General features: G+C 45.3%; 15 protein-coding genes. 4 read left to right on the top strand and 11 right to left on the bottom strand.

What is annotated here, in order from left to right:
* The first annotated feature begins 325 nt into the window (after positions 1 to 325).
* The 4 genes from ACXACM_RS08650 (at position 326) to ACXACM_RS08635 (ending at position 4,610) form a co-directional block, all read left to right on the top strand.
* A complete protein-coding gene (locus tag ACXACM_RS08650) occupies positions 326 to 1,924 on the top strand; it encodes an ABC-F family ATPase (RefSeq protein ID WP_474821114.1) in 1,599 nt (532 codons plus the stop codon).
* Positions 1,925 to 2,028: 104 nt separating this feature from the next.
* On the top strand, positions 2,029 to 2,895 hold the full coding sequence (locus ACXACM_RS08645; RefSeq protein WP_474824283.1) for a patatin-like phospholipase family protein: 867 nt from the start codon (positions 2,029 to 2,031) through the stop codon (positions 2,893 to 2,895).
* A gap of 120 nt (positions 2,896 to 3,015) precedes the next feature.
* Positions 3,016 to 3,438 (top strand): Zn(2+)-responsive transcriptional regulator, encoded by a 423-nt coding sequence (gene zntR / locus ACXACM_RS08640; RefSeq protein WP_474821112.1) that lies wholly within the window; start codon positions 3,016 to 3,018, stop codon positions 3,436 to 3,438.
* Positions 3,435 to 4,610 (top strand): SO_0444 family Cu/Zn efflux transporter, encoded by a 1,176-nt coding sequence (locus tag ACXACM_RS08635; RefSeq protein ID WP_474821111.1) that lies wholly within the window; start codon positions 3,435 to 3,437, stop codon positions 4,608 to 4,610. Before zntR ends, ACXACM_RS08635 begins: the two co-directional genes overlap by 4 nt.
* A gap of 93 nt (positions 4,611 to 4,703) precedes the next feature.
* Here ACXACM_RS08635 and ACXACM_RS08630 read toward each other — a convergent pair whose 3' ends face one another.
* The 11 genes from ACXACM_RS08630 to ACXACM_RS08580 all read right to left on the bottom strand — a co-directional run bounded on the left by ACXACM_RS08630 (position 4,704) and on the right by ACXACM_RS08580 (position 22,573).
* Positions 4,704 to 8,384, bottom strand: coding sequence for an AAA family ATPase (locus ACXACM_RS08630; protein WP_474821110.1), 3,681 nt, complete (start codon positions 8,382 to 8,384; stop codon positions 4,704 to 4,706).
* Positions 8,384 to 9,601, bottom strand: a complete 1,218-nt coding sequence (sbcD, locus tag ACXACM_RS08625) for an exonuclease subunit SbcD (RefSeq protein ID WP_474821108.1) — start codon at positions 9,599 to 9,601, stop codon at positions 8,384 to 8,386. The genes ACXACM_RS08630 and sbcD overlap by 1 nt, the downstream gene beginning before the upstream one ends.
* Positions 9,602 to 9,675: 74 nt before the next feature.
* Positions 9,676 to 10,383 (bottom strand): transglutaminase-like cysteine peptidase, encoded by a 708-nt coding sequence (locus tag ACXACM_RS08620; protein WP_474821107.1) that lies wholly within the window; start codon positions 10,381 to 10,383, stop codon positions 9,676 to 9,678.
* Positions 10,384 to 10,395: 12 nt separating this feature from the next.
* Entirely contained in the window at positions 10,396 to 12,315 is a 1,920-nt protein-coding gene (locus ACXACM_RS08615; protein ID WP_474821106.1) for a bifunctional diguanylate cyclase/phosphodiesterase, read from the bottom strand.
* A 14-nt stretch (positions 12,316 to 12,329) separates the two neighbouring features.
* Positions 12,330 to 13,553, bottom strand: coding sequence for a sensor histidine kinase (locus ACXACM_RS08610; RefSeq protein ID WP_474821105.1), 1,224 nt, complete (start codon positions 13,551 to 13,553; stop codon positions 12,330 to 12,332).
* A 6-nt stretch (positions 13,554 to 13,559) separates the two neighbouring features.
* Complete coding sequence (locus tag ACXACM_RS08605) at positions 13,560 to 15,104, bottom strand: DUF3369 domain-containing protein (protein ID WP_474821103.1); 1,545 nt, start codon at positions 15,102 to 15,104, stop codon at positions 13,560 to 13,562.
* A 2-nt stretch (positions 15,105 to 15,106) separates the two neighbouring features.
* Positions 15,107 to 16,765: a sensor histidine kinase gene (locus ACXACM_RS08600; protein WP_474821102.1), complete on the bottom strand. Its 1,659-nt coding sequence runs from the start codon at positions 16,763 to 16,765 to the stop codon at positions 15,107 to 15,109.
* Positions 16,766 to 16,796: 31 nt separating this feature from the next.
* A complete protein-coding gene (locus tag ACXACM_RS08595) occupies positions 16,797 to 17,390 on the bottom strand; it encodes a response regulator transcription factor (RefSeq protein WP_474821100.1) in 594 nt (197 codons plus the stop codon).
* Complete coding sequence (locus tag ACXACM_RS08590; protein ID WP_474821099.1) at positions 17,390 to 18,727, bottom strand: HlyD family type I secretion periplasmic adaptor subunit; 1,338 nt, start codon at positions 18,725 to 18,727, stop codon at positions 17,390 to 17,392. Before ACXACM_RS08590 ends, ACXACM_RS08595 begins: the two co-directional genes overlap by 1 nt.
* A gap of 1 nt (position 18,728) precedes the next feature.
* Positions 18,729 to 20,900, bottom strand: a complete 2,172-nt coding sequence (locus ACXACM_RS08585; RefSeq protein ID WP_474821097.1) for a type I secretion system permease/ATPase — start codon at positions 20,898 to 20,900, stop codon at positions 18,729 to 18,731.
* Complete coding sequence (locus ACXACM_RS08580; protein ID WP_474821096.1) at positions 20,897 to 22,573, bottom strand: TolC family outer membrane protein; 1,677 nt, start codon at positions 22,571 to 22,573, stop codon at positions 20,897 to 20,899. Before ACXACM_RS08580 ends, ACXACM_RS08585 begins: the two co-directional genes overlap by 4 nt.
* Position 22,574 lies beyond the last annotated feature (1 nt).

Raw genomic sequence — 22,574 nt, 5'->3', positions numbered from 1 at the left:
TTTAATCGCTGTAAACGTCGCGAAACTCCCGCAGACATTTTGTAAGCGCTTACAAAAGGGCCAAAAATAAAAGCACCAGAATTGAAAGCGCTTTCATCACATTAAAACATGGTTTCAGAAAGGTCAACATAGTTCTCAAATTTTTAACACTTTGGTTACCAATTAAGCGAGTGAGTAATAACATCTGCATGAGAAAACGAATTGCTGCTGTTTTGTCCAAAATATCCTCGACACCAGTGTTCCGATTCATTATATTGCGCGCCCGCGATGCATTAATCCTGCATTAACCCAGCAAAAATTCACCGCCTAACACTTGGAATTTATTTTGATTACCACTGCCAACGTAACGATGCAATTTGGTGCTTCACCACTGTTTGAAAATATCTCAGCGAAATTCGGAAACGGAAACCGTTACGGTCTCATTGGCGCCAATGGTTGTGGCAAATCTACGTTCATGAAAATTTTAAGTGGCAAGTTAACACCAACTGGGGGAAATGTTTCTCTGGCACCCGGGACCAAGCTAGGGATCTTAAACCAGGATCAATTTGCCTTTGAAGAGATGAGTGTTGTGGATGCGGTTATCATGGGTGACCGTGAACTGTGGGAAGTTAAACAAGAACGGGACATCATTTACAGCAAAGCAGAAATGAGCGAAGAAGACGGCATGCGCGTGGCCGATTTGGAAACACAATTCGCTGAAATGGACGGCTACACCGCAGAAGCCAGAGCAGGAGATATTCTCATTGCTGCAGGCATTGAAGAATCTTATCACTTCGGCTTGATGAAAGAAGTGGCACCAGGTAAGAAAGTGCGTGTATTGCTCGCCCAGGCTTTGTTTGCAGATCCTGACATCCTGTTGCTTGACGAGCCTACTAACAACCTGGACATTTACACTATATCCTGGTTGGCGGAAGAGCTTAACAAGCGCAAATCCACCATGATTATCATTTCTCACGATCGCCACTTTTTAAATTCCGTGTGTACGCACATGGCCGACATCGATTACGGTGAACTGCGTATTTATCCTGGCAATTACGATGCTTATTCCGAGGCTGCAGCGCTTGCTCAAGAGCAGTTGCATCAGGAAAACGCGAAGAAATCAGCTGAAATTGAAGAATTGCAGAGCTTTGTGGCGCGCTTTTCTGCTAACGCCTCAAAAGCTAAACAAGCAACCTCGCGGGCTAAACGCCTGGAAAAGATAGAATTGGCTGAAATAAAAGCCTCCAGCCGTCGTAAACCTTACATTCAATTCAAACAACACAAAAAATTGCATCGACTGGCCATTACCCTGGAAGATGTTGGCCATGGATTCCCCGAGCTTCCTCTTTTTTCAAAGGGTAACCTACTGTTGGAAGCCGGCGCCCGCCTGGCGATTATCGGTGAGAATGGCGCAGGCAAAAGCACACTTTTAAAATGCCTGATAAACGAATTAGAAGTTAACGAAGGCGTAGTGAAGTGGGCGGAAAATGCCGCTGTGGGCTATGTACCCCAAGACAGCAATCGCGACTTTGCTAATGACATGACATTATTCGAATGGATGTCTCAGTGGCGCGGCCCTAAGCACGACGATTTACAGGTTAAAGCCATGTTAGGTCGCTTACTGTTTGGCTCTGACGATTTTAATAAAAAAGTCAGCGTTTGTTCCGGTGGGGAAAAAAACAGACTGCTATTCGGCAAATTGATGCTTCAGGATATCAATGTTCTAGTGATGGACGAGCCCACTAACCACCTGGATATGGAATCCATTGAAGCGTTAAATATTGCCCTTGGCAATTTCGATGGAACGGTTATTTTTGTTAGTCACGACCGTGAATTTGTTTCCTCTCTGGCCACGCAAATTATTGAAATCAAAGACAAGCAGCTCAATAGTTTTGAAGGCACCTATGAGGAGTTTCTCGCCCATTGCGAAAGCGCCAGTCAATAGTAATTATTCCCCCGTCGACACTAGCGCTAACATGAAAATGAAAGGTTAGTCGCTGGCGGGCAAGTTTTTATAGACTACACTCAGTGACAAAGGGAAAACGGAGTATCGCTTTGTCACTATCTGAGCCTGCACCCACGCAAATCGTACCTATTTTAGCTGGCGGTGGCACGCGCTTGCCAGCTCACATCGGTATTTTACAGGCCCTGGACGATCTCAATATCAGTTGTGGCAACATGGTTGGTGTGTCCGGTGGTGCTATCATTGCGGCACTCTACGCGCACGGCCACTCAATATCGTCAATGAAAAACCTGGCATTAACCACCGATTTTCGTCAATTTGCCGACTTTTCCTTTTGGCGACTACTCCGGGAAGGCGGGTTAGCCTCTGGCGACTATTTCGAACAGTGGCTGGATGACTTACTCAAAGGTGCTACCTTCAACACAATGCCAACCCCGCTACACATTCTTGCTACCGATGTTAACGGTGGCGGACCGGTAATATTCAATCGACAACACACGCCCGACATAAAAGTCGCTGCGGCTGTAAGGGCATCTATGTCGATACCACTTATTTTTTCGTTTAAAAAATTCGAGGACAAACTATTGGTAGATGGGGCTATTCTTTCAGAAGACGCATTGTTCAAAGACTGGCAGGAAGACGGCACACTGTCGGTGTGCTTTCGCTTACAAAGCCGGCAAAAAAAAGAAGATCTTGGGGTAAAGCGGCGCTTTGCCCTCCCCTTCTATTTATTGCTGTTAGCCAGAACTTTTATGTCTGCATTGTCCAGGGAATATGTCCATGCAGAATTTTGGCAACGTACCATACTTATTGATACTGGTGAGGTCTCTGCGGTGGATTTCAACGCCTGTACTGACGATAAAGAAACCTTGTTCGACATCGGGTATAAGACCACCATAGCTTATTTACCGGCCAAACTTCAGCGGGAATTTGAAAAAAGGGAAGAAAAATAGAAAGTCCCTAGTCCCCCTATCGCCACTTTTCATCCAAGTTTAAGCAGTTTCATCGTTTATTTACAACGGTTGATAAGAAACTTGACTCTGGAGTAAGCTCCAGGGTTTATACTTATTTGTATGAACGAAGAATTTTACAAAATTGGCCAACTTGCCAAAGCTACCGGGTTAACCGTAGACACTATCCGCTTTTACGAAGAGCAGGGCTTACTTTGCCCTACCCGTCGCTCAGCCGCAGGATATCGACAGTTCTCACAACAAGATCTGGAAAAGCTACAGTTCATTCAGCGCACCAAGGCTGTTGGTTTTACACTGAAAGAAATCAGTGAGCTACTCGCACTGAAACTTCACCCGGATGCTCACACCTGCATGGAGGTCAAAGAAGTGACAGAACAAAAAATTCATCAGGTATCAAAAAAAATTGACGAATTGGAAAAAATTCGTGGTTCGCTCCAACAGCTCGCTATTGCTTGCGATGGCGGCCCGCGCAGTGCGGAACATTGCAATATATTGCAGCTTCTTGATTCGGATACGCCGCTATGACAGACATTATTGTGTTTTTTACTAATTTCCTCGCACTATTCGTCGAATCAGCGCCCTGGCTACTATTAGGCTTACTAGTTGCAGGGATCATGCACGAGCTTGTTCCCATCAGTTTGCTGCAAAAACATATGGGCAACAGCAGTGTGGGCGCAGTGTTAAAAGCCGCTTTCATCGGAGCGCCATTACCCCTGTGCTCCTGTGGAGTAATTCCAGCCGCACTTGGGCTAAGAAGAAGCGGGGCATCCCGACCGGCTACGGTATCATTTCTGGTTTCCACGCCAGAGACCGGCGTCGACTCTGTGTCTGTTTCGTACGCATTATTAGGCCCCGTGTTTGCTGTTGTCAGGCCCATCGCCGCCATCTTTAGTGCAATTTATGCGGGTTTGATGGTTAAGTTGTTTGCCGAGAAAGACACACCGAGCCATGAGCATCATGGATGTTGCTCAAAAGAACCCGCTAGGAGCGACAGTCAGGAGCACAGTACACATGATCATGAACACTGTGATACTGATAGTTCCCACAATAATGCCGACAGTTGCTGCGGCACCCCGGATCCAGCCCAAGAAAAACCGAATAAGCTGGCTACTTTACTGCAATTTTCTACCGGTAAGTTATTAGAAGACATTACCTTGTGGTTACTGGTGGGCTTATTACTGGCTGCCGCCATTCAAACCTGGGTGCCGACTTCGTTCCTAACGTCCTGGGGTGACGGCTTTCTTGCAATGCTGGTTATGGCACTGATTGGCGTTCCTATGTACATTTGCGCCACTGCATCCACACCTTTGGCGGTAGGTTTTTTGTCTGCAGGCCTCTCCCCCGGAGCCATTCTGGTGTTTTTACTTGCAGGGCCGGCGACCAATGTTTCAACGATGGGCATGATTGGAAAGGAAATGGGAAAACGCACCCTGGGGATCTACATTTTCTGTATTTTGTCGTCAAGCATCGGTTTAGGCTACCTGTTGAACCTGCTCGTTGACACATACGCGTTGGGCAGCTTTATTCCAACTGGCGAGGGACAGCATATTCACGGTGGCGGCGTTGAACTAATTTACGGGTTGTGTGCCTTGGTATTAGGTTTACTTATCGCACGTAACACATGGCGAACAGGCATGAAAAAATGGGCGCGAACAAAAACTGAAAACACATCAAAAAGCAGTTCCTGCTGCCACTAAACCGTTAAGGCTGAGCTCACCAGATTACGCTGGTGAACTCAGGACAAAAATTTCCGACACCGCGAGCTAGTTATTTTAATGGGTAATGATTCTTCAGGTATTGTTATGCTGAAATTCCGGTGCCAACACACTTAGGCCCAAACCGCTTCTTTTATTCACCTTAACCTGGGTGGGAATGCGTTCCTTCATCGCTTCAATATGGCTTATTACGCCAATCATCTTGCCGGATGCATTGAGGTTATCCAAGGCGTCCAGTGCCACATCCAGAGTTTGCGCATCTAAAGTGCCAAACCCCTCATCGAGAAATAAAGAGTCGATACTGGTTTTGTGACTTACCAGGTCTGATAGTGCCAGTGCCATTGCTAAACTCACCAGAAAACTCTCCCCTCCTGACAAGGTTCGAGTGTCGCGTTCCACGTCGCCTTGCCATGTATCTACTATAACAAGTGCCAGATCTTCCCCAGTCTTTCTGGTGAGCTGGTAACGCCCCTGCAAACGCGTTAACTGACGGTTAGCGAGTACGAGAAGATTGTCCAGAGTAAGCCCTTGTGCAAAGGTCCGGAATTTACTGCCGCTGGCTGAACCAATAAGGCCGTGCAGCGCAGACAAGGTACTGAAACTTTTTTCTTTATTCGAAATTTCTTCCATCAGGCCTTTATGCTGTTGACGCAATTCGCTGTCGCGCTCAAGTGTGGAGGTAATGTCGAAACGTTGTTTAAGCGAGTCGTCGCGCTGCTCGTTTAAGACAGCCAAATGTTCCACAGTTTGCTGATGGGTTACATCCTGCCACTTGATAGCTTCAGGACGTGCTTGCCACTGTGCAAGCCCCTGTTGCGCTTCTTCTTTTAGTATTTCGGCTTTTCGTATTGATGTATCCAGTGTACTTTTCAGCGTCTGTAAATCTGTGTACTCTTGTTGAGTTAACAAAGCGTTGAGAAAATTATCATCGCTGGAATAGCCCGCTTCATGCCTCGCCTTCGACCACGCAGAGCCTTGTTCTTCACATCTGTTTTCAATGTGCCGCATCAATTTTACTGCTTCTTGCCACACAGTATCAGCACGCCCGAATGCCTCTCGAACATTAGCCAACACATTCGTCGCTTCGTCTCTGTTTTTACTCATAGTTTGAAGGTGTAATGACAACGCTTCTAACACATCGCTAACGTTTTGCTCGCCGAACAACGCCACGCGGTCAGCGGTGATATTTTTAATCACACGTTCCACGGCAGTTATCTCTTTTTGCAATCCGGCTAACTGCTCCTGACCGTTAGTCAGAGCGTCTTGTAACACTTTCCTATCTGCGTGCAATGAAAGCAGACTCTTTTCTATCTGTTGTGTTTGCTGCTGATTAGCCAGCCACTTATCTCGTTCACCTTCCCGCTGCGTTAACCATGTTTCAGCATCATCAACTGGCACAAACGCAAACCCTGAATCTTGTATATCATGGGTAAGTGGTGTAGCTATGCGCGCTTTTTCAGCCTCTAAAGAAGCGATTGTGTCGTTTAGCGCCTTCTCCTGCTTGATGCTATGTTCCAGATTTTGTTGGTGCAGTGCCAATTCACCCTGTAGTGTATTCGTAGTTTGCTGGTACGCACGAGCATCATCCCGTTTATGCTGCCAGCGAGCCCTCGCTGCTTTAATAGCATTCAAAGATTCCGTAAACCGCTTCTGATCTTCAGTTAACTTGCTTTCCATTTCATCTAACGTAGCGGTATCAGTGAGCTCACTTTGAATACCAAGTTGTTGGCAGTACTGCTGCCAACGAGCCACCAGCACTTCCCAGTCACTGTCACATTCACTTGTGGCTTGTGCTATCTGTGCCAAACTTGCCGACAACACACTACACTTATCCCTGGCATTCATACCATCCCGTTCAGCTTCGACTAAACGTTGTTGTAAGGTTGCCTGACGCTGAGTGCTTTGTGCCACATCGATGTGACATGAACTATCAACGGCTCGTACTTGTTCACCACACAGAGGACAAGGTTCTCCCTCTTGTAACTGCTTGCGATAAATCGAGAGTTGTTCTTCCTGAGAAAGTAGTGCAGTTACATCTTTCAGCGCATCATTTATTTCTGCCCAGCGGGCTCGCATAGCACTGTGCGTTGCAGTGGCCGCAGCTAACGCTTCGCTGTCGTGGGAGTGTTTTTTCCTAAGCACATTTTGCTTTTCCGTGAGCGCAGTGGCTGTGCGCTGCAACTGTTTAGCTTCCGCCAGAGGACGCCATAATCCTTGGTTGTCAGACAACTGCTGTTCAAGATCAGCTTCTGAAGACATGGCTAACAAGCCATCGATATTTGCAAGGGCGTCTGTGCAATCCTTTTCACACGCTTTTTCAGCGGCAATGGCTTGGTCTAGTCGATCGTGCGTCTCTGCCTTCAGAGCTTTCAACCTTGCGGTTTCGCTGCGAGCTTCCTCGCGCTTAACCGTGGCTTGAGCAATCTGTGCTGCCACGTCACGGCCCTGTTCAAATCGAATCCGCCAACCGGAAATTTTTTCTGCCAGCGCAGAATGATGAGTGTGAGCAGTGGCATACTCATCACAGGCATTTTTTGTGGCTTCTGCCTCCTGAATAAGCTTTTCTTTCGCAGCCAGATCTTCACGAAGCGCTTCAACCTTGGCTTGCGTACCTTTACGGGTTTTGACCAAATCAGATAAATGCTCGGTCTCTTGTGCTATCTGAGCATCGAGCGGTTTAACCTTTTTCTCGATGAAAGTCTGTTGAGTCTCGTATTCCTGTTGCGCTTTTTGCCAGTTTACATGGGCAGTGTTTGCATCGAGGTTGGCATCGTCCCGCGTTTTTTCAAGACGGGACTTTTCGCTTAACGCTTCTGCAACCAATTGACGTTGTTGACCCTGTTCACGCTGATACTCCTGAAACTGATCCCAAATTGGGCGCAACTGCTGAGCGGGCTCACCCTCTGCCAGTTTCTGCAGACTAGCTGCGTTATTTTCTACTTCGTGCCTGGCGTTATTGAGGCTTATGGACGCCTGTTCCAATGCGGCTTTTCGTTGTTCAACACCCTCCCACCAGCGCAGCCCTTGTTGCCATACAGCTATGTCGTCATCCAGTTTCTTTACTTGCACATTCACGTTTTTGAGCTGTTCGTTAAGCGACTGCCGTGCTGTGTCATCTAAATACTGAACAGCATCAATATTAGCCCGTAGCAATGCTAATTCGTGCTCTTCTGCTTTGAATGCTTCATGGACACGTTGGGAAATAAGGCCGTACACCTCTGTGCCGGTCAGTTCTTCCAACAGCTCTGCCCGCTCACTTTCCTGGGCATTCAGAAAAGCCGCAAACTGTCCTTGAGACAACAACATAGACTTCGTAAAACGAGCGAAATTCAGCCCGGTGATCTTTTCTATTTCTTCCGCTTTCGGTCTTATTTGAGAGGCGAGTATTTTCTTACTGCCGACTTCTGCCAACTCAACTTCTGCCTGCTGTAAATTCCCATCCGGTTTCCCCCTTGCCCGGCGCATACTCCAAAAAGCGCGGTAAGCCGTATTTTTTACAGAAAACTCAACTTCCGCCAAACATTCAGCAGTGCCTCTGGTCATAATTTCATTGGACGATGACGACAACTGACCCAATCGGGGCGTTTGGTGATACAGCGCAAGGCAGATAGCATCGAGTAAGGTGGTTTTGCCTGCTCCCGTAGGACCTGTAATCGCAAATAAACCGTTGTCAGAGAACGGTGGTTGGGTGAAGTCTATTTTCCAGTCGCCTTTTAAGGCATTTAAATTTTTTAGCCGCAATGACAAAATTCGCATTAGTCAATCTCCTCATCAAGAGAAGCTACCACGGCTGCAAAACGTTGACGCAACGCAGAAGTAAGTTGTGGTTCAAGTTGGTCACCCAACGTCTGCAACCGGCGTTCGAATACCTCCTGGGGCGTCAGTTCAGTGAGTGTTTCGCTGCAATCCTGTCCAATAGCATGAGCCTGTGCTGACTTTACACGGCGTAACTGCAATACTTCTACCGGCAGCGCATCTACCATCGATTGAATTCGCTGATGAAGGTCGGTCAAATAACCGTCAGTAGTAACTTCGATGCACAACCAGGTAGTGCCGTCTGAGTCCTTAAACCCTGCCAACTGAGTTTCAATTTCAGCCAGATCTCCTCTCAATACAGACATTGGCTGAAAACGGGGTACCGGCACCGGCGTAATTGCTGTGCGCTTGTCTTCCTGAAATGTCACTACTAACACCTGCTTTTGAGTGCCCAACTCGTCAAAGCTCAAGGGAATCGGTGAACCGCAATAGCGGATGTACTCACGCTTGGCAACCACTTGTGGACGGTGGATATGGCCAAGAGCAATATAGTCGGCGGCAGGAAAACCGTCAGCCGAAAACCCCTCAAGGGTGCCGATGTAGATGTCTCTAACGCTATCTGACTGACTCACACCCAATGCAGTCAGATGCCCGGTTGCGATTATAGGAATGGAGAGACCTAGGGCATCTCGACGCTTACACGCGAGGTCGAAAAGCGCGTGATAATGAGCAGAAATTGCTTCTCCAATCTGGGCTTTCTTATCTTCACCGGATTGTCCCGCCTCACTTTTAATGAGATCTCGTGGCCGCAAAAAAGGCACAGCACACACTAGTCCTACAACCTGATCGTTACTGTCTTTAATGTCAATAAGCTGCTCTGACAAATCATCTGTACAGGCTGCAACTACCCTCGCATGCAAGTGTTGTAGCAAACTTCGGGTTTCGTTTAACACAGACACAGAATCGTGGTTACCACCTAATACAATAAGTCCACAACCGGTTGCCTGTAGGGATACCACAAACGAATGATACATTTCCCGCGCGTAACTGGGTGGCGAGGCGGTGTCGAAGACATCTCCGGCAACGATTATTGCCTGGACGTTGTGAGTACGCACAACGGTTAACAACCAATCGAGAAAAGCCTGGTGTTCATTTCTTCTGTTTTGAGTAAAAAAACTCTGGCCAAGATGCCAGTCGGAGGTGTGGAGGATGTTCATGGTATAGCGTGTTTAAAAAGGTTGGGAATACTTTAACACAGAGGGAAAGAAAAGCCTTAGCAGAGTAGTAAGCCTTAAGACTCTGAAATACCTTCTGCGTGAATTTTCTCAAGGACTCCGCGCCAACGAGATAGTCTTGCGGAGGGGGAGCCAACTGAACCTTTTTGACCTGGGGACCAAATTCCCGAACTGTTAAAACTGAAAACCGGAATAAGGTCAGTACGCTCACGAGCAGGAAGAACTTCCGCAATTAAGCTATCAAGAATAAGAGGTTGTGCACCAGGAGTGTCATAATACCCCAGAACCATGTGAGCCTGGGTGAGTGTGCTACGCCGCCCACCTATCTTAGCTTTTACATAAATTAATCTCAGCTTTTCTTCAGGCACGCCTAAACGAAGAAGGAACACATACTTGGCGATAGCGTAGTCTTCGCAATCGCCTAGTTCTTTAGCTAAAAATTCTGCTGGCGATGCCCAGTAATCGCTCTGTCGCCATACAAGGTCATCAGTTTTGTAGGTAACATTGTCACGAAAATAGTGATTTACCATTGTAAGTTGCGTACGCGTTTCCGCTTGAGAGGCTTTTTCAAATAATGAGGCTAGTTCTTGCTCCCTAACTTGCGTAACTTTCCCACCATAACCGATTACTGCCCGCCAAAAAATGGCTAAATCAATAGATACTACGGCTTGCGAAATGAAAGAATGACAACACAGCATCAACACAGTTACAAAGAGTAATATGTGCTTTTTCAGGCTTGCTGAATAATAGTTTAATACTGTCACAATTCTTCTTCTTTAGTTATCGGCAGTTAATCTGGCAATGCCGTCAAAGCCTATAGACAGTAACACCTCCTCGTCCTTGTCAGAAACCACACCATCAGCTATTACCAGCATACCTAAAGAATGTGCTAAATCTGTCAAACCATGGAGGTATAACTGGTTTGAACGATTATTAACCACATCATAAACATAAGTACTATCTATTTTTAAGTATGTTAATCCAAACTCATGTACATTTCCGACCCGAGAAAAACTTTCACCAACCCGCTTTAAACCCACCGAAACATTCATTTCCCTCATTTCACGACAAAAAATACGAAATGCTTTGGGATGCATGATAGCGGTTTGCTCACGAAGCTCTAATGCCAATCGACTGGCGGCATCAGGCCATTTTTTTAACAATTCAACAAGTGTCGCTCTCGCTTGTTTCGTCGCAATGGATTCTTCATATAATAATATCGCCCCATGCCTCGCCGTGTTTTCCGATAACCATTTGAGGGCATTAGAGACGCTCACTTCATCAATGCGGGGAATGAACCCAAAACGGCGGGCTGCTTCAGTAAACCGACTGATATTTCGTTGACGTCCGCTGTCGTTAAACTCACATAGAAGTTGCTGATGAAAGCTACCACCTTGTGCAGTTTTTATGGGCACAGCTACTATATCAATTTTGTCAATAATCTTCGTAAAGTCGGCTTGCCATTGCGCTTCACTTTCACAGTGATAACCGCTTTGTGGCACAGGTTCTACACTGTAGCCAGATACAACACCACTGTTTTGAACATGTTCCAGTAAATCGTCAAGTCGCCCAAGTAAATCATAACTCGATTCTTCCGGAGAAATGTAAACACCAGCACAAATACAATGTATCGCTGCATCACGTAACTCTGGATGCTGCAAAACCGGTTCAGCTTCTGAGAATTTTAAAAGTATTGCATCTAAGTTAAGGCATTCCGTTAGCAGTACGCAGATGTCCGTTTCATTAATTCGGGCGATGCGAAAATCAGTGTAAATAGTATGTTCTGACAAATAATAATTACGAATTGCATCTGCAAACAATGCGAAAAACGTATCGTATACATTCGGAGCCAGCGACTGAATATCCCCCTGTTGCTTAGCGATGCTGTGAACAATAAGCGCGTTTTGTCCATCTTTATCTCGATAACGCAATTGTGATTCAAGTAATGTAAAAAAAGCGTTGATATTGGGTATATCGGTAACGGGGTCGTGTTGTTCTTTTCGTCGCCCTTCCTCTAAGCGAGTAGTATTTTCCAATAAGTTTGCCTTGAACCTTTCCGCCAATGAATTCATTGCAAGCACGACTCTGGCAAAGTCGGTGGTCCAAGGTTCATCAATTTTTATGAAACGACGCTCTGAAAAACTATTTGCTTGGTCGACGATGGCGGAAAGAGGTTTGAGTATTAACCGAAGTACTAACGAACTTAGTCCGCAAATTACTACAGATAACAAAAGAATACTGAATACAAAATGCTGAAATTTTTCCCATAACATATCCATGGCAAAAGCCGTTTGACTCTTTACATAAAGCGTGCCGAACTGTTCCCATCCGTCGCTCACTTGGGCGACACCATAGGGAACATTAAGAGACGCAATCCGCTGAAACCACTTTGGTGAAGACGACACTTCGCCTTCATAAATTATTTGATCAATTACATTACCATTAAAACTATCAAGACGAATTTCCGAGTAATGACCAGCATCAAACGTGGCAGACAACATCAACCTAACGCTAGCAGGAGACTTTTCTGCCTGCGTTAATACTAACGCCAGTGAATTCGCATCGTCGATATTTTTTAGGTATAGCTGCTCTTCAGTACTCCTTTGTGCGGAGTGAAAAAGAATTGCGAAACTCACTAAACTGTTAGCCAAAATAATGATAATTATAGAGAGCAACAATTGTTTATTTAAGGTCATCCGGGCTTCACTAGCTATTCTTTAATTTCAGTCGGTAGTGTTAACGTAAAAACTGTGCCTTCACCGACTTTAGAGAAAACATCTAAAATGCCTCCCATTTTTTTTTCAGTAATAGTTTTTACGACATGTAATCCTAAGCCACTACCACCACAATCTCGCTTAGTAGTGAAATAGGCGTCAAACATTACCCTCTGCCATTTTTCCGGAATACCTATACCATTGTCGGCAACACTAATGATGACTCTGTCGTCACCTTTTTTTCTGGCGCACAACGTAATTCTAGGCGAGGCGATAGTGCTATCAAAAGCATGTATGGATGCGTTAAAGAGAAGATTGGTTAACACTTGTGAAAGCGCACCAGGATATCCTTTGACGATAAATTCCGCGTCAAATTCAACGTCGAGCTCAATAGTAATGTGTTTGATTTTCAGTTGAGGGCGAATACTACCTGTCACACTCTCTAATGTGGAAATTAGAGAATAAGGCATTAGTATGTCGGCACTCTGATTCACTGCATTCATTTTAAAATCGCGAATAAGCTTGGCGGCACGATCAAGATTAAAAGCCAATAAATCACCGACTTCGTTACTATCGTCAATAAACTCGGTGAAAATTTCTTCCGATAACGTGCCTTCTTTAAAATGCTTGCCTATCTCGTCAAGACTGTCTTTTAAATGAGATAAAGAGGTGATGGCAACGCCAAGAGGGTTATTCACTTCGTGGGCCACACTTGCCACCATACCTCCTAAGTTGACTAGGCGCTCATTGTCTATCGCGGCTTGCTTTTTGCTCTCCAAGTATTCGCTTTCTGTTAAAATTGGAATGTACTGCTCCACAGTAGATTGTAGTTCCGCCTTTTTGTCTAACTCACCACCGACAATCACAATACACCCCCCGCCGTATAACGATGTATCAACCGGATATACCGCGTAACTGTGTGCCACCCCCGCTTTGTCAAGCCACGCTTTGCATGCTGGAAAGTTATTGATATGCCAAATATGCGAACTTACCGACGTTAGTACTGCTTCACTAATAGGTATTTGCCCGTTTATCGGCTCTCCCACCGTATTGACAGCAATAGCCATTCCCTCGCGAAATGTCCAAGCCGAAACATGATACGCGCCTGTAACAATATAAAGAGCTTTGTTGAGCAGTGTGAATTGCGATTGAACAGGAAGTGAACGCAACAGGTCTGCCGTTAGCAAATCAGAAAACGATTTTTCAAGTGATGCCACCATTCCCCCCTAATCCGGATATTGTTCACGCAACGCCCAGAACACATCAAAATGCTCTAACACAAGATCAACCAATTCCGGATCGAAATGTCTTCCTCTTTGTGTCTGAATCTCATTGTAAATATCTTCCTTTGGCCATGCTTCTTTATAGCAGCGCTTAGAGCCAAGTGAATCAAACACGTCAGCGATGGCAGTGATACGGCTCGCGATGGGTATTTCTTCACCACTTATCCCTTTGGGATACCCGGTCCCGTCCCATTTTTCATGGTGAGCAAGACAAATCTCTGCAGCCATTTTAACAATAGGCTTTTTAGAGCGACTGAGGATGTCGTAACCCAAACGTGCATGGCTTTTCATCACATTCCATTCTTCGTCAGTCAGCTTGCCAGGTTTGTGCAATATACTGTCTGGGATCGCGACCTTTCCAAGATCATGCAAAGGTGAACTTCGGCGAATGCGCTCGCCTTCACGTTCATCGATACCTGCGTATTTAGCTAACAAATAGCTAAACTCTGAGACGCGTTTAACGTGAGCCCCGGTTTCCTTGCTCCGAAGCTCTACCGCATCCCCCAACAAATAGAGGATTTCCTTTTGCGTATCTGAAATTTCTTCGTTGATCAGAAGGTTTTCGTACACCAGCGAAACATTGATACAGTAAATTTCAAGAAACTCCTGCTGAGATTCACTTAGTTTTCCATTGGTATCAATATAAAGGAGGTTTTCGTACCCATTGTCAGTGCAGGTGTAAAACACATAACCATGGTCGAAGTGTTTAGATGCTTTATGCTCAAGCACTTCCTTAAAGCATCGCTCTACCCGCTCCGGTAACGGCATCGAATTGGACTTGTCAATGTCTGCCAAATTACCCGTTGCCGCTAACACCCGAGGCTCAGAAATAATGTCACTATTGTCTGGGATGGTTGAACAATAAATTGCACTGGAATCCAGCTGCAATAAATTCATAATTTCTTTGAGCACTGCTGAAGCAAAACCATTCAACGAATTGGATTGAAGCATCTTAGTTGTACTTTCAATCACCTGCCGCAATCCTCTGCGATGATTCTCGATAGTGGAAATATCGCGATAAGAACGCAGCCCGGTGAACATTAGCGTTTTAAGCTTCTGGCTGGTAAGCTCGGTTTTTTCTTTGTAGTCATTTATATCGTACCGCTCAATGACCTCATGCTCAGGAGCTTGACCTGGTTGTCCCGTGCGCAACACCAACCGACATGATGTATTTTTCAGCTCTGTTCTGACGAAATGGACCAGGTCGAGACCAGCATGGTCTGTTTCCATCACCACATCAACCAGCGCGAGAGCAATCCCTTTCTCTTTACAAAAAATCTCTCTGGCTTCCTTGCCGGAGTAGGCATGTAAAAACTGGATCTTTTTGCCCTCAAATCGGAATCGCTTTAACGTTAAATCTGTGACCCTGTGCACTTCTGTTTCATCATCTATGATTAGCACCTTAAGCTCACTAATCGCCTCTTTACTTTGCTCTTTCCTAACTTCACCAGCTACTGCCTTTTGTTTCGCGAAAAGTGGGTTTCCCATCATCAATCCTCACGCCTTAAATCATTTATTTTTACAGAAATCCACAGTCCATTATCTGGGCTACTACCATAATCTATCTCGCCTTTAAGCTTACTCTTGACCAAGTTATAAACGACACTAAGACCTAGACCAGCATTACCAGCCCCTCGGTTTGTGGTATAAAACGGCTCAAATATTTTAGACAACAACTTCTTCTCAACGCCTTGTCCGTTATCTTCTACTTTCAAGACTAAAGATTTTTCGGAAACGGAAACCCCAATTGAAACTATCTTGCCTGACTTCATACCTTTGAAACCATGGATTTCAGCATTAGTTACCAGAATATGAAGAATTTGTAGAATAACTGTTGGGTAGGTGGTGATTTCAGTTCCATTGCTCAACTGCGTTTTAAATGTGATTTCCGAATCTGCTGACTCGTGAACATAGTTGTCAACAAATTCATTTACCAACACAGCCATATTAACCAACTCGGGCCGCTTAGCATCATCTGCATGCAAAACATCAATTCGCTTAAATGATGTAACGAGTTTTGAGGCTCTTCTCAAATTGTCCAGAGCCATAGAGAGCATCTCTTTGGCTGAACCCACAAAATCCTCAAACTTCTCCTGATCTAATACCCCACGCTCAAAGTCTTCTTTTAAATCCCGTAATAAGTCATTCACATAAGAACAGCTTGTCACACTAACACCCAAGGGCGTATTTACTTCATGGGCAATTCCGCTAACAAGCCCCCCCATAGCGCCGATTTTTTCTGCCTCGACGATTTTTTCTTGGGCAAGTTTGAGCTTCTCTAGCGCCTGTTCTCTCTGGCCACTAATGTGATGCATTCTTCTTGCGAAATATACAAGATACAAAATAAGTAGACTTGCAAGAGCAGAAAGTACCGGAATAAGCATGTACAGCTTACTTACTAAGTTTTCAGGTTGATAAATAGTCAACAACCAACGCTGGTCCAGAAAATTAATGCTTTCCTGAAAATAGTCTCCTTCAGTTTTACTATGGAACTCGCTGGAAAACGCTAAAATCTGTTTGTCATCGAAAAGCTGATATATCGCATAGTTAGAAAGTGCATCGTTCATAGCTTGCATTTCTATCACTAGACTCACATCTACAAGCACACTAACCAATACACCATGAAGAGGCATATCCCGTGTAATAAATACAAGTGAACGCTGGCCGTCGCCTAACCGAAAAAGAGGCGTTGCATAAAATTCATGTTTACCCACTTCTTTTAAATCAATTTGGGTAGACATCATTGAAACTATCATCTCCTCATCAAAATCAGGGTAGTTGCTTGAAGTTTCCCAATATTTCAAAGGCAGTGGCGCGGTTGCATTGCCCCGTTGCCCTGGCCCGTAGAGGACAATACCGGCGCCTACTACAGCCTTCTCGTACTCTAGGTTCAGGGCAACATAGTTATCAAACTCTTCTTCTTCTACCGATTCTGAAGAGTTGTACAACTGAACAATAGATTTCATAAAAAATTGAATCTGGTTCAACCGGTTATCAACATTCTCTTTAAACACCATTGAAGGTATGAAAAAACTGAGCTCTTCTTTTTGTATTTTTAGCCGGTTGTATATACCAATTCCAAAGCTGGTACTCAGGGCACAAAAAACAATTCCTAAAACGATATAGAAAGTATATCTTTTAAAAACCATGGCTCTTACCTCACCACCGATACCAAACTATTCATAGTGCCGTCCGACGAAAATTACCAATTTTGAGTAATAAACCTACTCTGTCCTTCACTCGATATTTTCTAAGAATAGATGACATATGTTCTTTTACGGTTCGCAGTGATATTGACATCGCATCAGCCATTGCCTGGTTAGAAGCACCATTAAGCAAGTGAGCAAGAATTTCACCCTCACGCTCGGTCAATTGCTCCTTGTAATCAGGTTGCCGTTGAAAATTTGGATGTTCTGACAAGCGGTGTACCATGGCAGTAACAAGACCAGCAGGCAGCCAAAAACCACCTGAAGTCACCGCTCCGGAAATATCTTCGTATTGCGAAGCTATCATATTGATATGGGTATATCCTCGGGCGCCAACCAGGAAGCTGCGTTGCATCTCTTTAATATCTAAATTATCAGTGACAACAATGGGCTTTATGTTGTCCTTAGCACAAGTGCGCACCGACTGTAACGCGTTGGGCTCTGATGCGTAAACCCAGCATATGCCACCTTTGGAAAGTGACGTAAAAGTGGCGGTTTCCAATTGTATTGCATCGGAAAAGACACTCTGCGATGCGAGTCTTTCACCTGATATAAACATCTGTGTCATCATCGCTCCCCTAATGCAGAGGCAGATGCCCGAATCAGTGGATTAATTAAATATTGCATTACTGTTCTCTTACCTGTTATCACATCAACCTGAACCATCATGCCTGGCAGAATATCCATCTTGAGGTCAGGTCCACCCTGTGTAGAAAGCCTGACAACGTAATACGTTCTGTCTTGTTCGTCAGTCACTGTGTCCGCACTGATGTGCTCTACCTCTGCTTTCATGCCACCATAGATAGCAAAATCATAGGCACTGAATTTGAGGATAGCCGGTTGCCCCAGTTTCAAAAATGCGATGTCTTTAGGAGGAATTTTCGCTTCGACAATCAAATTGTCGTCAGCAGGTATAATTTCTGCTACTTGGCTACCCGGCGTCACAACACCGCCTACCGTGTTAACAAGGAGCCGCTGGACAGTGCCGTCCACTGGAGAGCGAATGTCTGACTGTTTGACAACATCTTCAAGCCCAGTAAGTGATTCCTGTAAAGACGATAACGTAGCGACAGCATCATTGAGTTCTAAACTCCAGCGGTTCTGCATTTTGAGACGCGCTTCTTCAAGGTTGTTCTGCTCTTCATCGATGGTGGCTTCAGCACGGGAAATCGCCGCTTTGGTTCGTTGTATAGCACCTTGATTTTCGATTATTTGCCTCTCTAGTCGCAAAATATCGATTTCGGATACCGCTCCTGAACTCATTAACGGACGTGTCACTGCTAATTCTCGTTGTGCGATGGATAAGGTTTCCAGGTACTGCTTGAGTTCAGCTTTAAAAGACTGCAAATCTTGTTTTCGTTGTGTGATACGGCTCTCAAACCTTGATTGTGCTTCCTCCATTTCTTCCATACTGGAGAAATATAAAGCTGTTTCATTTGTCACTATCTCTGGCGCATCCTTTTGCAGCTGAATAGGAAAATGTAAAGGCTGCGCGCGGGTTTGTGCGGTCAGACGATGTACCTTGGCTGCAACTGCATTAATTTTAGAGTTATTTTCCTGCAGCGATGATAAATAGCGGGTTGGATCTACCTTAAGAATAATCTGTCCTTCTATTACTTTCTGACCTTCACTAACCAATATTTCTTGCACAATACCGCCATCATATGATTGCAAAACCTGCAACTGACTGGATGGGACAACTTTCCCCTCTCCACGTGCGACTTCATCAACAGATGCAAAAGCCGCCCACACCATCAGACAAAAAATCGTAATAACAATGACATACAGCAATACCTTAGCTCGAAGAGGACGCTGCTGAATGCGTGCCCACTCTGCTTCTAACACCCAGTCATTTTCTGGTGGAGGAGTAAAAAGGCTTTTAAGAAATTTAGAAAACACTGTCATATCACCGGCCTCCTGTTGCAGAGGCAAGACGTCTAAGAACCTGATCTCGCGGACCATCTGTCAACACTGTGCCTTTATCGATAACGATAATCCGATCGACCAAAGTCAGTAGCGATTGGCGATGAGTGTTGAGGATCATCGTTTTGCCTTTGGTCTCACGGTCAAGCATGTCTTTGATGCGCTGTTCTGAAGATGCATCCATGGCTGACGTCGGTTCGTCAAGTAAAAAAATTGATGGACGACGAATGAGCGCCCTGGCTAATGCGACGGCTTGCCGCTTGCCGCCTGACAACAATTTGCCTCCTTCTCCTACATTCATATTTAGTCCGTCAGGGTGGTGATTGACAAAATCAGTTAACCCGCATGCAGTGAGAATTTCCCAGACGAAATCTTCATCCATATCTTCCTGGAAGGCGGTAATATTGTCTTTAAGCGTCCCTTTAAACAGATTGATATCCTGGGGTACAAAGCCAATCTGATTGCGAAGGGCACTGGGTTCATATTGCTGCAAATCGATGTTATCTAGCGTGATCAATCCGCTTGTTGGGGCGTACGCACGCATCAGCAACCTATGTATAGTACTCTTACCCGACCCGTTGTTTCCAAGAACGGCTATACGCTCCCCCGGTTCCACAGAAAGTGATATGCGTGCAATAACATGATTGTCAGCTCCCGGATAAGCAAAGGAGACTTTATCGAATACTAACCGACCATGAATCGTGTTATGGTGTGTCCACTTTTTATCTGCCCCAGACTCTTCAGTTTTGTTCATGAGTTCTGTCAGGGTGTCGTAAGACGCTGCAGCATGGTGATATTGCGACAGTAGACCTGCCGCTTGAGATAACGGCCCCATAGCCCGCGAAGATAGTAGGTAGGATGCAATCAACGCGCCCTGAGTGAGTTCACCTTCCACAATCAGAAATACTCCGACGACGATAATCGCTATACCCACTGATTGTTGAATCCACAACGCAGCACTACTAACCGATGCCCCTGCAGTACGAATTTTTGCATTTACCTTTGCCAGAAAAATAGAGAACTGTTCCCATTCGTGCTGTACATGATGACCTGCGTTAAAAAACTTCACATCGTCAAAGCAGTTAACAGCCTCTGTCGCCAATCCATTTCTCGCTGCACTCACGTCGCTGGCAGTGTGAGCTAACTTTGCCATGTTCCGCTGTGCATAAAGGCTGTATAACACCAAGATAGTACCGCCCACTAAAATAGGCAGCGCCAATAACCCATCAATCAGTCCAATAATGACAATAAACACAATGGCAAAGGGCAAATCCACCAAGGCCACCAACGTCAAAGAGTTAGTAAAACTTCTAATGGCCTCAAACGACTGAAGGTTATTTACGAAGGCCCCCGTCGATGATGGCTTCTCCTTGAATGAAAAGCCCAGCACTTTTTGCATCAGGTTGGCAGTCAATGTGACGTCAATCCGACTCGCGGCTAAATCCACAAAAAAATGGCGTAAAATGCGCAAAAATAATTCAGCAAGTAACACCAGTGAAGCACCAATAGCGAGTACCCAGAGTGTTTCTGTTGCAGCATTGGGTACTACACGGTCATACACGTTCATAACAAACAGTGGCATCGCCAGCGAGAGCAAACCAATAAATACTGAGGCAAGCAACACATCTTTATATAAGCCGACGGCTGCAGACACCGTATCCCACAACCAGTGTCTTTGTTTCTCGCTATTAGTGACGGAGTCAGGTTTCCCTATGCGTCTATCTGGGCGCAGGAAAACCACAAATCGGGTGTAAATCGCATTAAGTGACTCAACTGTAATGCTCTCCACAGTTTCAGACTGGTCTGAAAATACAACCTGTGCGTGCTTATCATCAGGCGAAATAGCTACAAGTACACAGGCGCGTTCTTCAGAGAGCACCAGCACCGCGGGCAAGAGAGCCGGATTAACTTCCGGTAAGTCACGCTTGACCACTTTACAGCTTAGCCCCACCCGTGATGCTGCTCGGGGCATGACCGAAGGCGAGAGTTCGCCTTTGTCCATAGGTAAGCCCGCTAGCACGGCATCGGGAACAAACCGCAGGCCATGAAAATCACACACGGTTTTAAGACACGCCATCAAAGGCCCGCCTTGTACAGAGGTGGCCTGTTCAAGTTTTTCCAGCTTTGATTGGTTAAACTTTGGTTGCGCTGTCACTGACGAAGCTCCGCCAAATCGAGGGATGCATGTCCATGAACGAAGCCCCTTAATGTGGTGTTATTCTCAAGTGCGGGGGCAGGTTTGTCGGCGTCACCTAATGAAAATGAATTCAGCTCAAAACGAACAACATCTTTTGATTGTTGAATAATACCAATGGTGTCATCGGTATTCTGCTGCTCCACGGCACAACCAAAATCATCCACAGCTGTATATGAAGGCGTATCGGGGCAATCGTCCCAAAGATCAGTGGTTCCATCACTATCAGTATCGCGGATCAATATATTTGTTTCTTGTGACATCACATCGATATCTTCTGCGGGACAGACGTATTTGGGATCAAAAACTGCGCGGGATAAAGCAAGTCCTTCTCGTATTTCGATCTCAGTTTTAGATACATTTAAGTATTGTGCTAACATACCGCTTCCAGCTTGCAAACGAAGCACGGCTTTGTATTGCGAGTACTGCGCTTGCGTATATGCACGGCCTGATTCATACGCCTCGTTTTCGGAGTCTAGTAAATCCAGTAGCGTTCGTTCACCAATCTTGAATTGGTCAAGGTACGCCGTTCGTACACGGGACGAAGAAAGCCGATGTTCATTGAGGGCGGGGATTTGTCGAGTTAAGTTGACAACGTCGTTATATGCAATCTGTACTGTTTGTCTAACGTCACGGCAAGACTTATCACGAAGGTCTTTTGCCTGGTAGGTGGCATGAATTGCAGACTTAATAGTCGCATCGTCTGCGCCACCGCGATAAAAGTTATACGTCAGTTGTAAGCCGACTCTTGCCTCGGTTTGACGATTGTTTTGCCCTACTTCGTCACGATTTTGTGTACCATAACTTGCGACTAAGTTTATTTGCGGGTGATAGCGGCTTTTGGCCGAATCAATGCTGTAGTTCTGAGAGCGAATATTGAACCAAGATGCAAGAAAGCCGGGATTTCGTTGATAGGCCTCCATTAGACTGTCAACAACAGATGCAGGGAGCTGAACCTCAGCCAAACTATCAATGGGCGACAGCTGCTGCGGCATCATACCGGTTAACCGTAAAAAACGAGATGTTACATCATGCAAATTAGATTGCTCTGTCATCACGTTAGATTCGGCGAGGTAGAGTCGACCGCTAATTTGTTCCAAATCAGCGCGCCGTGCCACACCAGCAGCAGCGCTCTTTTCAATCTGCTTGTAAACATCAACGTGTATTTTGAGGTTATTTTCCGCCACTTTTAACAATTCACGGTACATCAACACATCTGCATACGCAGTAGCTACCTCTAATGAAATCTGTTCCACCTGATTCAGCAGTTCCAGAAATCTCACCTTTTTTGCGGCTTTAAGCCGCTTGACTTCGGACGACGTAAAAAAACCGTCGTAAAGCATTTGTGTTACTGAGACGCGTGCTTCGTTAGATACGAAGCTTTGGTCTACGCCATAGTTTCGCCTTACTAAGCTTGCATTGGCAGTAAAATCAACCGAGGGCCGATAACCTGAACTTGCCACTCTTACATCTTGCTCTGATTGTAAAAACTCTCTCCACGTGGCTTTAACATCAGGGTTTGTATCTATGGCCTCCCTGACAATGTCTGCAAGAGTAACTGGTTCAGCTTTTACTGAATTAAAAAATGTTAATAAAGAAAATGATAAAAAAAAGAGCAACAAAATTGATTTCATT

This window comes from Alteromonas sp. AWQ4_252 (assembly GCF_056158205.1).
The sequence above is the reverse complement of the archived record's forward strand: the minus strand, read 5'-3'. Positions and strand labels throughout refer to the sequence as shown.